Here is a 15,776-nt window from a genome sequence, read left to right on the forward strand (position 1 = left end):
TATCTAATCCAAAGCCTTGACTTCCAACATCATATCTCGGATTTGGGCTGCTAGTTCAAAGTCAAGCACTTCGACGGCTTCTTGCATTTGACCTTGCAGTTTCTTGACCAGTTCCTTGCGCTCTTGGCGGTTGAGACTGGTGATATCCACTTCCTTGTCCTCTTCCTTGGCCACAGCCTTGGTAACAGAAATGAGGTCACGGATTTCCTTCTTGATGGTTTGTGGTACAATGCCATGCTCTTCATTATAAGCCATCTGGATTTTCCGACGACGGGCTGTTTCATCGATGGCTTTTTGCATAGACTGGGTCATGGTGTCCGCATACATGATCACGTGACCTTCACTATTACGAGCAGCACGACCGATGGTCTGAATCAATCCACGCTCATTACGAAGAAAGCCTTCCTTATCAGCATCAAGGATAGCAACTAGGCTAACTTCTGGTACGTCAATTCCTTCACGAAGGAGGTTGATTCCGACTAAGACATCAAAGACACCCAGACGCAAATCACGAATAATCTCGGTCCGCTCCAAGGTCTTAATGTCCGAGTGCATGTATTTGACCTTGACCCCCATTTCTTTGAAGTAGTCGGTCAAGTCTTCTGCCATCTTCTTGGTCAGGGTGGTGACAAAAGTCCGCTCTCCCCGTTCAACACGCGCATTGATCTCACCCAAGAGATCGTCCATTTGACCCATGGTCGGACGCACTTCCACCTCAGGATCGAGTAGACCTGTCGGACGAATGATCTGCTCGATGACAGTATCGGTTTGTTCCATCTCATAGTCACCTGGTGTCGCTGACACATAGACAATCTGGTGGACATGGCTTTCAAACTCTTCCCGACGCAGTGGCCGGTTATCCAGAGCAGACGGCAAACGGAAGCCATAGTTGACCAGCATCTCCTTGCGCGAGCGGTCTCCATTATACATGCCCTTGATCTGTCCCATGGTCATGTGACTTTCATCGATCATGATGAGGAAATCTTCTGGGAAGAAGTCAAGAAGGGTGTAAGGAGGCTCTCCTTCACTCCGGCCATCCATATGACGGGAGTAGTTTTCGACGCCATTGGTGTAGCCCATCTCCCGCAGCATTTCAATATCGTACTCTGTCCGTTGTTTCAAGCGTTGAGCTTCTAGGAGTTTTCCTTCTTTTTCAAAGACCTTCAACTGTTCTTCTAGTTCCGCTTGAATCTTGGCAATGGCTACTTCCATATGGTCATCATTGGTCACGAAGTGAGTGGCTGGGAAAATAGCCAAGTGGTCCACTTCACCAAGGACTTGACCCGTCAAAGCTTCAACCTCACGGATGCGGTCAATTTCGTCCCCGAAAAACTCCACCCGGAAGGCATGTTCATCACGCGAAGCTGGGAAAATCTCGACCACATCCCCACGAACACGGAATTTCCCCCGTTGAAAGTCGATGTCATTGCGCTCAAACTGGATATCCACTAGGTCATTAAGCAGTTTATCACGAGAAATCTCCAGACCTGGGCGCAGGCTGACCACGCTGTCCGAGTATTCTTTGGGAGAACCCAAACCATAGATACAAGAGACAGAAGCGACAACGATCACATCGTTACGCTCTAACAATGCTGATGTTGCTGAGTGACGAAGCTTGTCAATCTCATCATTGACCGAACTATCTTTTTCGATATAGGTATCGCTAGAGGGCACATAAGCTTCTGGCTGGTAGTAATCGTAGTAAGATACGAAGTACTCAACCGCATTCTCAGGGAAAAATTCCTTGAACTCTCCATAGAGCTGGCCTGCTAGGGTTTTATTGTGGGCAATGACCAAGGTCGGCTTATTGACCTGAGCGATGACCTGGCTCATGGTGTAGGTCTTCCCCGTACCAGTCGCCCCCATCAGGATCTGAGCCTTTTCTCCTCCCTCGATGTTATCCACCAGTTGCTCAATAGCCTGCGGTTGATCCCCAGACGGTTGGTATTTGGATACTAGTTTAAATTTGTTATCTGTTACTCGATTAATCATCTCTTTGTCCTCACATATATAGACCTTATTTTACCATAAATCACTAGAATTCTCTGAGATGAGGAATGAAAGGGAAAACAACATATTACAAAATAATTAATTGGACACAAATTAGAGCGAAAACTAAACAAGACTCTCGCAATTACTTCGAAAGTCTTGTCTTTTATTCTAAAACAATGCAATACGTAATAAACATCAGTGTCCATGATATACAAAATTAGCAAGGTTTGCTCATCAGTATTGTTTTTACGTGATCAATTTACTACTTAACTTCTTGATTCCTTACCAAGAGGTAGAGAGTTGCTCCAAATGAGCATACAAGTCCAATAACGTAAGTACAGAGTTGCAAATTGGAAGCACTACCTAAAATGGTATCCGCAACAATATTATAAAATAGATAACTAGTCAATGGTTCCACTACTCTTTCTATGAATGGTTGTACCAAAATAGGAAATAGCAGCAAAATAGCTAAACTCCCCATTGGACTTTTGAAAAAATAACTTAAGAAGTAAGAAATTAAAAAATATTGGATGGAGCCAATCAAATAGAAACTGAAAAGTTCTAAACTGACACCATTTTCGCTACTAAAAAAATGAAACCATACAAGCAGTACAATGAAATATAAGGTTGATTGGATTAGTACATCACATAACTCTACGAACAGGATCCTAATTGAACTTAAGATCCTTTTTCCGCTTACCAAATAAACCAGTTTTGTTTCGTGAGCTTGTAACTCAACAAATGCATTAACACACCCAATACTAACAGAGAGCATTGATGCAAAAACAAGAGCTTGCTTTATAGATAATTGTACAACAGTATCATTGATTGAAACTGGTAAAACACCTAAGAGACACACAAAACCTATAAAAAGTGACTGTATAGCTATCTGGTACTTTACGGGTTTTAAACTATATTTTTTGACAATAAGACTAAAAAATATTCTTGCCATTCTTCCTCCTCATTCGAATCATTTCTACAAGCATTATGAATACCAAGAACAAGATCCCTTCAACTACTAAAAGTGTAAATCCATACAATTGGCTCGTTTGAGTCCCTTCAATTCGGCCAAAAGCAAATGACTTTGCTCCAATCAAAGGCAAGAGATTTTCTATTTTAGAGGAAATTCCTCTTAAAATACCTGATAAAGTGATTACCAATAACAAAACGTCTGCAATTAATGAAGTCATTGATTTTTTCGTTACTATTACTAAGAGTAAAGCTAATAGAGTAAGAACGATTGCAAATATCATAACTCTTACCGTAACATCTAAGAACAAAGTCAATTCTAAATAATTCTTTAAAGTTGAATCCAGAAAAACGAGTAAAACAACAGCATTTACTATAGAAAATACTAAAGTAGAAAGTATCGATAAGACAACCGAACTTGCAATAAAACCAGTAAGACGAACTTTCCAGTTAGGAATCAATAACTGAGTAAAACTATCATCACCAAATTGGTAATGGGTTGAATAAACAAGTGAAACCAAGATTGGTAAGAAAATAACACTTGCTTGGTAGGGGGAAGATAAAAGAGCATCCCTGACTGTATAGACTGGATTCGATGATAGCATAGATGGATCAAGGTTAACAGCCTGTCCATTTCCTTCTACTAAAGCATTTATCACCTGGATATTTTGAATTGAAAAAAATATGCTGACTCCCAAAATAAGAAAAAAAGTGAATTTAAAAGTAGGTAAACTACAATATTTATAGAGGTCACTAAAAAAGGAACGCTTCAACATATTATTCACCTTCTTTCCCTTCGAGTGCCTTAAAATATGCCTCCTCAAAAGATCCAAACTGTTTCAAAATGTCTTTGGTAGGAGCATCAATAACAATCTTCCCATTAGAAATCCCAACCAAATGATCTACAGTTAATTCTAACTCACTCATATAATGACTTGTCATTAATACAGTCTTACCTTCATTGACAAAAGACTGCAAAAAATTGCGTACCCAGCGTATTCCTTCTGGATCTAGTCCATTGATTGGTTCATCTAAAATTAAGATGTCAGGATTTGCTAATAAGGCTGTTGCTAAACCAAGACGTTGCTTCATTCCTAATGAATAGTCTTTTACTTTTTTATTTTTAGCTTCACTTAACCCCACCAACTCTAAACATTCGTTGCACCTATTTTTGTCAACGCCACAAGCCAAGCCAATCCACCGAAGATGCTGAAATCCTGTTCTAGTTGGATAAGGTTGACAACTATCTAGGAATGATCCAACAATACAAAAAGGATTATCTCCCAATTGAGAGTATTTTTTTCCATCGATCAACGCCATTCCCATTTGACTATTTTCTAAACCAAGTAAAATTCTAATTAAAGTTGATTTTCCAGATCCATTCGGTCCAATCAATCCGGTAATCTCACCTTTTTTGGCTTTGAAAGACACGTTTTGAAGGACAATTTTATTATTATATTCCTTATGTAGCTTTTGAATTGTTATCATTCATTCTTTTTCCTTTCTGACTTTTAGTGAAATTCCACCTTCACTTGGAGCAAGTATAACAGGAGAAAATCAGGAAATTCTCAGAATAATTATTTTTTTCATTTTCAACAAATTGCATTCTAGATTTGCTATAATATGCTCATATAATTGGAGGAACTATGAAGTATAAAATTTTAGCCATTGACGATGATGAAAAAATCTTACGATTAATAGCGAATACATTAAAAGCGAACAACTTTCACGTGGAAACTCGTAAAAATATAGAGGAGATTAATATCTGTGACTTTACTGGATTCGATCTAATTTTACTTGACGTCATGATGCCTATTTCTGGTTTAGAAATCTGTCGTTCCATTCGTTCACAAATTACTACTCCAATTCTATTTCTAACAGCTAAAGATTTTGAAGAAGATTTACTAAAAGGAATACAAGCCGGAGCCGATGATTACATCACAAAACCATTCAGCATAAAGGAATTGATTGCAAGAATTCAAATGCATCTTCGGAGGGAAGAAAGATCTCACAACGCCTCTAAAGAAGAGATGGATTCAAATATAACTTTTTATCGAGATAGTCAAGAAGTTTATTATCAATCAAAGAGAATTTCATTAACCAAGCGAGAGTTTGATTTACTTTATCTTTTAGCAAAAAATGAAAACCGAATATTTAGCATAGAAGAACTTTACAATTATCTTTATCCTGTAGACTCTGATGCACAACTACGATCCATTACTGAATACATCTATCAAATCAGACAAAAATTTAAGATTCATCAAATTGATCCCATCAAAACAGTATGGGGAGGAGGATACAAATGGAAAAAGAATTGACAATCAAGCAACTCATTAAGCGTACCTACCTTAAAATCATTTGGCAATTTCTTCTATGTCTGATACTTTTTTACATAGTTCCAGCTCTTCTATCTTCTGTATCTGGAATCAATGAGAAAAATGCTAATCGCTTTGCTTTATTTTTTAGCGTCAGTTCTTGGATTTATCTTTGCATCATTTTAATTTTTATCATTGTAATAAATATTAGACAATTATTAACCAAGATTCAAAAAGAAATGAACATGGTTTATCATAGTGGACTATATTTCACCAAAAATGAACATCACCATTTGCAGATTAAAGAATTCATTGAAACAAACGATCTGATTGAAAAAATGCAATCTGATATAAAAAATAGAATTCAAAATGAAAAAGATCAAAAAAAAGAACTCATGTTTCAAGTATCTAGCGCTGCACATGATCTTCGTAGCCCTCTAACTGTTATCAGAGGAAATGCTGAATTCTTACAATCCACTGAGCAAACACCTCAAACAATGGAATGTCTAAAAGATCTTGAGCAAGCAAGCATTCAGTTAAACGATTATTTTAACCACTTTATCCAATATTCCAAAACCTTTTACGACCATGATATTCAACTTGAAAATATATCGATTCAACAATTAACTCATCAATTGAAGGAACATATTACTCCGTTACTCCCTAGAAGTACACAATTTGTTTTTTCAAATACAGTAACTCCATCAACACAAATTGCCATTCATTCCAATCTATTTTTTCGAGCAATCACCAATATTATTAATAATGCAATACAACATCAAAAAGAAAATGATGCAAAGATCCAGCTAACAATGTCACAAGAAAATAATCGATTAGTTCTAACCATATGGAATAATCAATCTACTTTTTCAAAAAATGTATTACACCATGCTGGAAATCTTTTCTATAAAGAGGACCAAGCAAGAACACCCTCTCAAGAAAGTCACTTTGGACTTGGTTTATCTTTCGTGAAACGCGTCATGAAACTTCATAATGGAACTATGCATTTAGAAAATATTCATAATGGTGCACAAGTCAAGCTAATCATTCCCATTATTATATAGAAAAAGCCGAACTCATCAATATGTGTTCGACTCAGAAGGCAGACAAACGTCATTTTTGGTGTTTGTCTTTTTCATATATGACTTTCAGACATTACACAGAGGTTAGTCATCAAACTTTTCTTTCCTCTCCCCTAAGCGATAGACAATCACTAGGGATACAAGAAGAACCAGAGTGGTGATGATCGATCCTTCTGCTCCAAATTCCCCTCCGGTCAACCAGTCAGGTCCTGAACCCATGGTAAAGCTAAAGATAGACGCATCTGCGCCTGTGCCACTGACTTGAAAACCAAGGAGATTTCCTTGTACATAGTTCCAAGTGCCGTGTTGGGCGACCACTAGCCAGATACTATCCGTATAGATAAAAAGCAGAGCAGCTAGCATCCCATCAAGGATGATATTCAGAACGGATAAGAAGGTCACTCCTGCATTACCCATATGCAGAATACCAAAGAGACTACTAGAAATTGCGATCGCTAAAGGCAGATTAGTTCTTGTAGCAATCCGAGTCAGGAGCCAACCTCGCGTCGCTACTTCTTCCGTCCCTCCTTGGAGAAGCCAAAATGGAAATAAACCAAGGATAAAAAGCAAGGGTTCTAAACTCAGCTCATTTAACTCAAAAAACCCAATTCCACTTACTTGGTAGACAAGTGCGATCACTCCCATTTGAACAAGGGAAAGCAAGATTCCCCAGCCTAGATACTTGAGCCAATTTCTTTTTACAAAGCCTAAGCTTGATAAGGCATTCTTCTCTATGACCTTCACCCAAAACATAAAGAGTAACAGAATGATTACAAAACTGAAAAGCTCATAATAGAGAAAATAATGGTAGAAAAATTCTTGAATACTTGCTGTCCCATTTCCTGGTGAAAAGAACTCCACTAGAAAACCGATCACTAAGGAAAATGGCCCCACAAGTTCACTACCAATCCAAAGGCCTCCTTCTATAAAGAGAGATGCTAATAATACATAAAATAGTGTAGAAACGAAAACTGGCACAGACGTCTTCGTTTTGATTTCTTGAATGATCAACCCTTTCTTCATCGTAACCTCCTTTATCTAATAGGTCCATTGTAACAAAGAAAATCTGGAGCTGCAAGATCAACTCATGTTAGATAACCTAACATGAAAACTGGATTTTTCTTGCAAAGCAAAGTCTTTTCTGATATAATAGCTTTTGTAGAAAAACATAAGACCATTCATACTCGTTTTGGTATGAATGATTTGTTTTTTTTAAGGCCATCCTTTGGTCAATGTGCTCATGGGTCAAAACCCCAAAGAGAAAAGAATTAAAAGGAGACAGAAATGAAGAAAAAATTACTAGCATGTTTGCTTTTCTTATTTCCATTCGTTGCATTCGCTGGTCATGCTCATGCTGAAACGATCAAGGTCGTTTTCGACACAGCGTATGCACCGTTTGAATTTAAGGATTCAGATCAAACCTATAAAGGAATTGACGTAGAGATCTTGGACAAGGTCGCTGAAATCAATGGCTGGGATTTGGACAAATCCTTCCCGGGATTTGATGCAGCGGTCAATGCAGTTCAAGCTGGTCAAGCAGATGCCATCATGGCCGGAATGACCAAAACAACCGAGCGTGAAAAAGTCTTCACCATGTCTGATACTTACTACGATACAAAAGTTGTCATTGCGACTACGAAAGCTGACAAAATCACGAAGTACAGCCAATTAAAAGGGAAGACAGTCGGTGTCAAAAACGGAACTGCAGCCCAACGCTTCCTCGATAAAAACAAGGACAAGTACGGCTACAAGATCAAGACCTTTGATACTGGCGATCTCATGTACAACAGTTTATCAGCTGGTGCAGTGGATGCAGTCATGGATGATCAACCCGTCATTCAATATGCCATTCAAAAGGGTCAGGACCTAGCTATCAATATGAACGGGGAAGCAGTCGGTGGCTTTGCCTTTGGTGTTAAAAAAGGTGGAAATCATGAAAAGTTAATCACTGAATTTAACAAGGCTCTCGCTCAAATGAAAGCTGATGGAACACTTGATGAGATCATCAAGAAATGGACAGGTGAAAGCCAATCATCAAGTAACAGTGCCGTTCCAGAAACCACTACTCCTGCTGGTCAAAAAGCAACTCCTAAAAAATCAAAATATGTAATTTCAAGTGACTCATCTTTTGCACCATTTGTCTTCCAAAATGGAAAAAACAAATACACAGGGATCGATATGGACTTGATCAAGGCTATTGCCAAAGACCAAGGATTTACCATCGAGATTAATAATCCTGGATTTGACGCAGCGGTAAGTGATGTCCAATCCGGCCATGCGCAAGGAATGATCGCAGGGATGACCGTAACAGATGCTCGGAAAGAAACATTTGATTTTTCTGAACCATACTACACGGCCAATTCTATTCTAGCCGTTCAAGAAAGCAGCAAGATTGATTCATATGATGACCTAAAAGGAAAGACAGTCGGTGTTAAAAACGGTACTTCCTCACAAAACTTCCTTGAAGAAAACCAAAAGAAATATGGTTACAAGATCAAAACGTTCTCTGACGGAGCTTCTATGTATGATAGTTTGAATTCTGGTTCTGTTGCAGCGATCATGGATGACGAACCTGTTATCAAATACGCTATTAAACAAGGACGTAAATTCAAAACACCTATCGAAGGGACTCCAAGTGGTCAACTAGCATTTGCCGTTAAGAAGGGTGAAAATCCTGAATTGATCGAAATGTTCAATAACGGTCTTGCGAACTTGAAGAAAAGCGGTCAATACCAAAAGATTCTCGATAAATACCTTAAAGCAGATAGCAAATCAAGTACTTCAAGTACAACAGCAGATGAAACAACAATCTGGGGCTTGCTCCAAAACAACTACAAACAATTGTTAAGTGGTTTGGGTGTGACTCTTGCCCTTTCCCTTCTCTCTTTCGCGATTGCTATGGTGATTGGTGTTATCTTTGGGATGTTTAGTGTTAGCCCTTATAAATGGCTCCGCTGGACAGCAGAAATCTTCGTCGATGTCATTCGTGGAATCCCACTCATGATCCTCGCTGCCTTCATCTTCTGGGGAATTCCAAACTTGATTGAATCGGTCACAGGTCATCAATCCCCAATCAACGACTTTGTTGCAGGTACCATCGCCCTCTCCCTCAATGCTGCTGCCTATATTGCAGAAATTGTTCGTGGGGGGATCCAAGCTGTACCGATTGGACAGATGGAAGCCAGCCGAAGCCTTGGAATCTCTTATGGCAAGACCATGCGTAAGATCATCTTGCCACAAGCAACCAAACTCATGCTTCCAAACTTTGTTAACCAATTCGTCATTGCCCTGAAAGATACGACTATCGTTTCTGCGATCGGATTGGTAGAACTCTTCCAAACTGGTAAGATCATCATCGCTCGAAACTACCAAAGTTTCAAGATGTATGCGATCCTTGCCGTCTTCTACCTCGTGATTATCACCTTGCTAACACGATTTGCAAAAAAATTAGAAAAGAGGGCTAACTAATGGCTAAATTAAAAATTGATGTCCATGACCTCCATAAATACTACGGTGAAAATGAGGTCCTAAAAGGAATTTCAACAAAATTCTATGAAGGGGATGTGGTCTGCATTATCGGACCGTCCGGCTCTGGTAAATCGACCTTCCTTCGTAGTCTCAATCTCCTCGAAGAAGTTACAAAAGGTCAAATTACAGTTAATGGATATGATCTAACCGATCCAAAAACCAATGTTGATTTGGTCCGTGAAAATATCGGGATGGTTTTCCAACACTTCAACCTCTTCCCTCACATGAGCGTCCTTGAAAACATCATGTTTGCGCCAGTAGAGCACAAACTGATGACCCGTGAAGAAGCTCAAAAAGTCGGTATGGAATTGTTGGAAAAAGTTGGACTCGCAGATAAAGCCGATGCCAATCCAAACAGCCTTTCCGGTGGTCAAAAACAACGTGTGGCCATTGCCCGTGGACTCGCCATGAATCCAGATATTATGCTCTTTGACGAACCTACTTCTGCCCTTGACCCTGAGATGGTTGGAGATGTATTGAACGTTATGAAAGAGTTGGCAGAGCAAGGCATGACCATGATCATCGTTACTCATGAAATGGGATTTGCCCGCCAAGTAGCCAACCGCGTCATCTTCACGGCTGATGGTGAATTCCTCGAAGACGGCAAACCAGATCAAATCTTCGACAACCCACAACACCCACGTTTGAAAGAATTCTTGGATAAGGTTCTAAACGTTTAAAAAAATAGTGGTTTTTGAAACATCTAGCAATTTTGCTAGATGCTTTTTTTGACGAAAAAAGCATTTTCAAATCTGAAAATGCTTAGATTGAAGATAAAGACTTATTAAAAACCTTCCTAAGGTGAGTACGGACGTCAGCGAACTTCTGCGAAGTTCCATGACTAATTATTGAGCCTAAGGTCTCAATAATTCCGAGTGCTAGAAACAACCGTGTTTCTAGCACTTTTCTCACGGCGGAAAGTTTTAATGTTTTCTTAATTCGTTATACAAATTGGAACATATATTTATTTCTTTGCAGAATCACTTTACTTATTTTACTTTAAAAATAATTTGTCTACATTTTAACTAATCTGTTGCTGAGCAGTCTGCATCTTGTAGTAAACACCTTGCGCTTGCATTAGCTCTTCATGAGTACCATGCTCAACAATATCGCCATCTACCATTACAAGGATCATATCAGCATTTTGAATGGTCGACAAGCGGTGAGCAATGATAAAGCTGGTCCGTCCCTTCATGAGCTGATTAAAGGCATCTTGAATCAAGACCTCAGTCCGAGTATCGATGGAGGATGTCGCCTCATCCAGGATCAAAATCTTAGGAACTGAAAGGAAAACCCGAGCAATCGTTAAGAGTTGGCGTTGACCTTGGGACAAAGACTCTCCAGCATCTGAAAGATAGGTATCGTACCCTTGTGGCAACTGCCGAATGAAGAAATCTGCATTGGCTGCTTTGGCTGCTTCTATGACTTCTTCTCTACTTGCATCTGGACGAGAAAAGGCAATATTTTCATGAATGGTCCCAACCTTGAGCCAGGTTTCTTGCAGAACCATACCAAACTGTTGGCGGTAAGAAGCACGGGTGTAGTCCGTAATTGGCACCCCATCAATCGTGATCTCTCCAGAATTAACAGGGTAGAAACGCATGAGCAGATTAATCAAGGTCGATTTTCCTGCTCCTGTAGGCCCTACAATGGCCACTTTACTGGCAGCTGGAACCTGAATGGTTAAATCTTTGATCAAAGTCCGCCCCAAATCATAGCCAAATGCGACGTGTTCAAAACCAATCGCACCTTTAACATCCTGACTTTCCAGGACCCGTTGCCCCGTCTCTTCGACCTCAGCTTGATCCAAGACGCTGTACAAGCGCTCTGCGCAGGCAAGGGCACTTTGGAGTTCTGACAAGACAGAGGAGATATCATTAAAGGGCTTGGTGTATTGGTTGACATAATTGAGGAAGGTCACCAATTGACCGACAGTAAAGTGAGATCCTGAAATAATGCGTACAGCCCCAAATCCAGCCACTACTGCATAAATCAAGGCATTCACAAAGCGAGTGGCAGGGTTGACAGTTGAAGAATAAAAGACAGCGGATTGGGAATAATTGGCATAGCTTTCATTAGTCCCTTTAAAAGCCGCACGGAATTGATCCTGAGCGTTAAAGGACTGGATCAAGCTTTCCTGGGTCAAGGACTCTTCGATCAACTGAGTTTGAAGACCACGCGCCTTGGTCTGCTTTTGGAAAAGCGTATAAGAACGCTTGGCAATAAAACGAGCAATCACAAGGGATAAAGGAGTTAAGACCAGAACCGCCACCATCATAAAGAAATCCAATTCTGCCATGGTCACGATAGTGACAAGAATGGTTAGGAGGCCAACAAAAAACTGGTTAAAGACCATCAGAAGACCACTATTAAGTTGCTCCACATCGGTCGTGAGGCGACTGACGAAGTCCCCGCTCCCTTGTTTATCTAGATAAGACAAGGGCAATCGGTGTACTTTTTCCATCACTTCTGCTCTTAGGCTTTGGCTAAACCGATAGACCAATTGATTATAGACAAGAGGATTGATCCATTGGATCAGGGTATTAGCCACAATGACCAGAACCATTTGGATCAAAACAGGCCATAAGACTTTCATCCCTTGAGGATTGATGACTAAATCAACTGCATGTCCGATCAGGATCGGTAACCAGACCGTTAAGGCTACTTGAGCGATGGTTCCAAGACTAGCTAGAATCAGGAGCCCGGGATGGTGAGCAAAATCCATAAACAGACGTTTTAAATAACTAGAACGTTTTTGACTCATGCTTCCTCCCTCCCGTGTTGTGAATAATGAATTTCTTGATAAATCTCATTGGTAGACAAGAGGAAATCATGATTTCCCAGTCCTACTTGATGTCCCTTGTTCAAGACCAAAATCTGATCAGCAGACTTGAGACTATTGGTTCGTTGAGATACTAGGATCAAACTTGTATTACTCAATTCTTCTTTTATCGATTTTAAGAGACGTGCTTCCGTCAAATAATCCAAGGCGGAGGTCGAATCATCCAAAATTAAGAAAGGGGCCTTCTTCAAAAGGGCACGCGCAATGGTCAACCTCTGACGTTGGCCTCCTGAGAAATTTCGCCCAAATGCTTCCACTGGCTCATCGAGTTGTCCTTCTTTTTCACGGACAAAATCAGCCGCCTGAGCTGTTTCTAGGGCCCACCACAAATCTTCATCCGATAGACCTTCTTCCATCCCTAGTAAGAGATTCGAGCGGATAGTCCCTCTAAAGAGCTCTGCCTTCTGTGGGACAACAGCTACCCACTCCCGCCACTCCTTGAGAGTTTTAGGAGAGTGACCTTGATGATAGAGGGCTAATTTCCCTTGACTCACGGTATACAAATGACTCAATAACTGAACCAGGGTGGATTTCCCAGATCCTGTACCACCGATAATTCCCAACATCTGTCCATGATCCAGATCAAAGGAAATATCTTCTAGAGCTGGGCTTGAAGCCGTTGGATAAGTGAACGAAATTTTCTCTGCGCTGATCGCTTCTTGCTCTCTTGCAGCTTCTTCTGGCAAAGCTTCAAGGAGGTCTTCTTCCTTCAAATCAAAAATCTCTTGGACACGCTTGGCAGAAATATAGCTGACATTTAAAGACGTGACCAGCATAGCCAGCTTGATCAATTCTGTTAAAATCTGTAATAAATAATTGACCAAAGCGACCAACATCCCTTGGGTTAGAAGACCAGCAGAGATATTCAATTGTCCTTGCCAAATGACACAAACCAAGGTCGTATTGACCACAAGGAAGGTCAAGGGACTGACCAAACTAGACAAGATACCAGCGCGAATTTGCCAGACTTTGTAGTCCTGATTGACCTCTCTAAAATCTTCTAATTCACTAGCCTGTTGTCCAAAGGCCCGAATCACTCGCATCCCTTGAAATTGCTGACGCGTCACCGTGACCATCCGGTCTGTAATTTTACGAATCTTAGCAAAGAGCGGATTGACAATCCGAGACATGATCACAATAATCAGGGTTAAAATCGCCACCATCCCCAAAAACCAAAGAGTGAGTTTAGGACTGATGGTGAAGGCCATGATGATAGAACCAAAGACAATAATCGGTGCTCTCAAAAAGAGGCGCAAGAATTGGTTGATCCCAACCTGGATTTGATAGGTATCAGAAGTGAGACGGGTTACCAAACTAGATGTACCGATTCTATCTCGCTTGTCCTTTGGAAGGGACAAGATCTTATCATACAAATCCTTGGTCATCTCACGGGTAAATCCGACAGCTGCTTTAGATGAAAAATACTGAGCCGTAATGGCAACGACGACACCAAAGCTAGCAAATATAACCAAAGCACCGACCATCATCACCACTCCGCTCGTTTCCTTTTTCGGAATGACCTGATCGACTAAGTGGGCGATGATTAAAGGTACGCACAATTCAAAGATAGCTTCTAATAGTTTAAATACAGGACCTAAAATAGTCTCTCTTAGATAACCCTTAAAATACTTCAATAAAGATTTCATACTACTCGATTCTAATTGTAAGAGATGTACCTATTTTATCACAATTTTTAAAGATAAAAAAACTCTCCCTGCAAAGCAGAGAGAGTTCGTTCGGTTTTTCTTGACCAGCTTATTTAACATGCTCTTGTTTCATTTGCACTTGTTTAGACGAATGAAGGTCAGGAATATTATTCCATCTTTGTCCCCTTATTTAATATCTTGCCCATTTTCCTCAATCCAATCAGTAAGAGTGGGAAAGAAAGGAGTGTTATCAGGCCTAGCACAAGAAAAATAGCTACAAATCCACAAGTATCGATCAACCAACCAGTAAGTGGGAAGATCACGATCATGGAAAGACTAAACATCATGGAATTGATACTCAGCATGGTTGCTCGTACACTAGAAGGTAAATAAGCTTGTAGCTCATTGTAGTAAATGGGTTGATAAACTGCGTATAGTGCATTGGTCAAAAGATAGACACTCAGATAGGCAAATGGAGTCTTGAAAGCTACCAAAAGCAAGGCCAAACCTGTCAGCGCAACCAGAATTGGAAAGACTTGATTACTATTCCATTTTTTCCCGATTTGACTGGCCAGATAAACCGCTAGGAGATTGAATCCACTACCAATCAACATAATGAGCGAAACTTGCCAACTGGCTAAGTCACTGATTTTCTGTTGGTAGTAAAAATAAAACATGCACATGATGGTTCCTAGCAGCTGATAGGTGAGCATCCAGTAAAAAAGTACTGGTTTTTCCTGCCATTCTTGTTTCACTACCACCAATATCCGTTTTAAGGTCAAGTGATTTCTTTCACCACTCTTGCTCTCTGGTTCCTTCATCAGAAAAATCAAGACTATGGAAAGCAAGGAGAGACTAATAGCAATCAGGTAGGTCCAAGCCAATGCGCCATGAACAAAGAAGCCTGCCACAACTGTACCTAAAGTTCGGGTAACTTCGGCCACACCAGACAAAAAGCTAGAAATCTGAAGATATCGGTCCTTTTGACCCGCTTCAACCGCCGAATCATATAAGAAAGCGGTACTGGTCCCCGAGTCAAAATTATAAGACCAAGCATTGACCATCATAGCAATGGCATAGATCCAAAAATTCCCCTGACCAAATAAAATCAACATAGAAGATCCAATACTGGACAAGCGAGCCAAATAGAGATTGGTCTTGTAGCTAAATCGATCAGCTAACATACCAGATGGGATCTCACATAAAAGGCTCGTCCCATGAAAAATACTCTCTAATAAACCAATCTGAAGCAAAGAAAGACCATTTTGAATAAAAAAGAGAATCCAAAAACTGGTGATTCCAAAATAAGATGTAAATTCCAGTCCTGCTAGGAGTGAAATATTGCGTTTGTAAGTTCTTTTAAACATTGTTTTTCCTCTTTCAATAGATTATTTGAGTGTTT

Annotated in this window: 12 protein-coding genes; 4 read left to right on the plus strand and 8 right to left on the minus strand. The window is 40.1% G+C overall.

The annotated features are described in order from the left end of the window. Positions 1-3: 3 nt before the first annotated feature. From uvrB to H7T97_RS03300, 4 genes are all read right to left on the minus strand, one after another. Positions 4-1,992, minus strand: a complete 1,989-nt coding sequence (gene uvrB / locus H7T97_RS03285; RefSeq protein ID WP_195623197.1) for an excinuclease ABC subunit UvrB — start codon at positions 1,990-1,992, stop codon at positions 4-6. 262 nt (positions 1,993-2,254) lie between these two features. Next, positions 2,255-2,944 carry a hypothetical protein gene (locus H7T97_RS03290; protein ID WP_023918263.1) on the minus strand — a complete coding sequence of 230 codons (690 nt, stop codon included), beginning with the start codon at positions 2,942-2,944 and terminating at the stop codon, positions 2,255-2,257. After that, positions 2,925-3,737 carry a hypothetical protein gene (locus H7T97_RS03295; protein ID WP_023918265.1) on the minus strand — a complete coding sequence of 271 codons (813 nt, stop codon included), beginning with the start codon at positions 3,735-3,737 and terminating at the stop codon, positions 2,925-2,927. Before H7T97_RS03295 ends, H7T97_RS03290 begins: the two co-directional genes overlap by 20 nt. 1 nt (position 3,738) lies before the next feature. Then, positions 3,739-4,449 (minus strand): ABC transporter ATP-binding protein, encoded by a 711-nt coding sequence (locus H7T97_RS03300; protein WP_023918267.1) that lies wholly within the window; start codon positions 4,447-4,449, stop codon positions 3,739-3,741. Positions 4,450-4,607: 158 nt separating this feature from the next. Between H7T97_RS03300 and H7T97_RS03305 the strand changes: the two genes are divergently transcribed. Both H7T97_RS03305 and H7T97_RS03310 read left to right on the plus strand, forming a co-directional pair. After that, the gene (locus H7T97_RS03305; RefSeq protein WP_031575109.1) at positions 4,608-5,279 is read left to right on the plus strand and encodes a response regulator transcription factor; all 672 of its coding nucleotides are present in this window, start codon (positions 4,608-4,610) and stop codon (positions 5,277-5,279) included. After that, the gene (locus tag H7T97_RS03310; RefSeq protein ID WP_023918271.1) at positions 5,264-6,340 is read left to right on the plus strand and encodes a sensor histidine kinase; all 1,077 of its coding nucleotides are present in this window, start codon (positions 5,264-5,266) and stop codon (positions 6,338-6,340) included. Before H7T97_RS03305 ends, H7T97_RS03310 begins: the two co-directional genes overlap by 16 nt. 102 nt (positions 6,341-6,442) lie before the next feature. On the opposite strand, the gene H7T97_RS03315 is transcribed toward H7T97_RS03310, so the two are convergent. Beyond that, positions 6,443-7,381, minus strand: coding sequence for a CPBP family intramembrane glutamic endopeptidase (locus H7T97_RS03315; protein WP_201089403.1), 939 nt, complete (start codon positions 7,379-7,381; stop codon positions 6,443-6,445). Between the two features lie 261 nt (positions 7,382-7,642). Here H7T97_RS03315 and H7T97_RS03320 point away from each other — a divergent pair, with 261 nt between their 5' ends. Beyond that, positions 7,643-9,826, plus strand: a complete 2,184-nt coding sequence (locus tag H7T97_RS03320) for an amino acid ABC transporter substrate-binding protein/permease (RefSeq protein WP_201089405.1) — start codon at positions 7,643-7,645, stop codon at positions 9,824-9,826. Continuing rightward, positions 9,826-10,566 (plus strand): amino acid ABC transporter ATP-binding protein, encoded by a 741-nt coding sequence (locus H7T97_RS03325; RefSeq protein WP_003007564.1) that lies wholly within the window; start codon positions 9,826-9,828, stop codon positions 10,564-10,566. The genes H7T97_RS03320 and H7T97_RS03325 overlap by 1 nt, the downstream gene beginning before the upstream one ends. A 341-nt stretch (positions 10,567-10,907) precedes the next feature. Here the strand turns inward: H7T97_RS03325 and H7T97_RS03330 are convergent, their stop codons facing one another. From H7T97_RS03330 to H7T97_RS03340, 3 genes are all read right to left on the minus strand, one after another. Continuing rightward, on the minus strand, positions 10,908-12,650 hold the full coding sequence (locus H7T97_RS03330) for an ABC transporter ATP-binding protein (RefSeq protein WP_201089407.1): 1,743 nt from the start codon (positions 12,648-12,650) through the stop codon (positions 10,908-10,910). After that, entirely contained in the window at positions 12,647-14,374 is a 1,728-nt protein-coding gene (locus H7T97_RS03335) for an ABC transporter ATP-binding protein (protein WP_201089409.1), read from the minus strand. Before H7T97_RS03335 ends, H7T97_RS03330 begins: the two co-directional genes overlap by 4 nt. Before the next feature lie 167 nt (positions 14,375-14,541). Further along, positions 14,542-15,741, minus strand: a complete 1,200-nt coding sequence (locus H7T97_RS03340; RefSeq protein ID WP_201089411.1) for an MFS transporter — start codon at positions 15,739-15,741, stop codon at positions 14,542-14,544. Positions 15,742-15,776 lie beyond the last annotated feature (35 nt).

It is taken from the genome of Streptococcus parasanguinis (genome assembly GCF_016648925.1).
Classification (GTDB): domain Bacteria; phylum Bacillota; class Bacilli; order Lactobacillales; family Streptococcaceae; genus Streptococcus.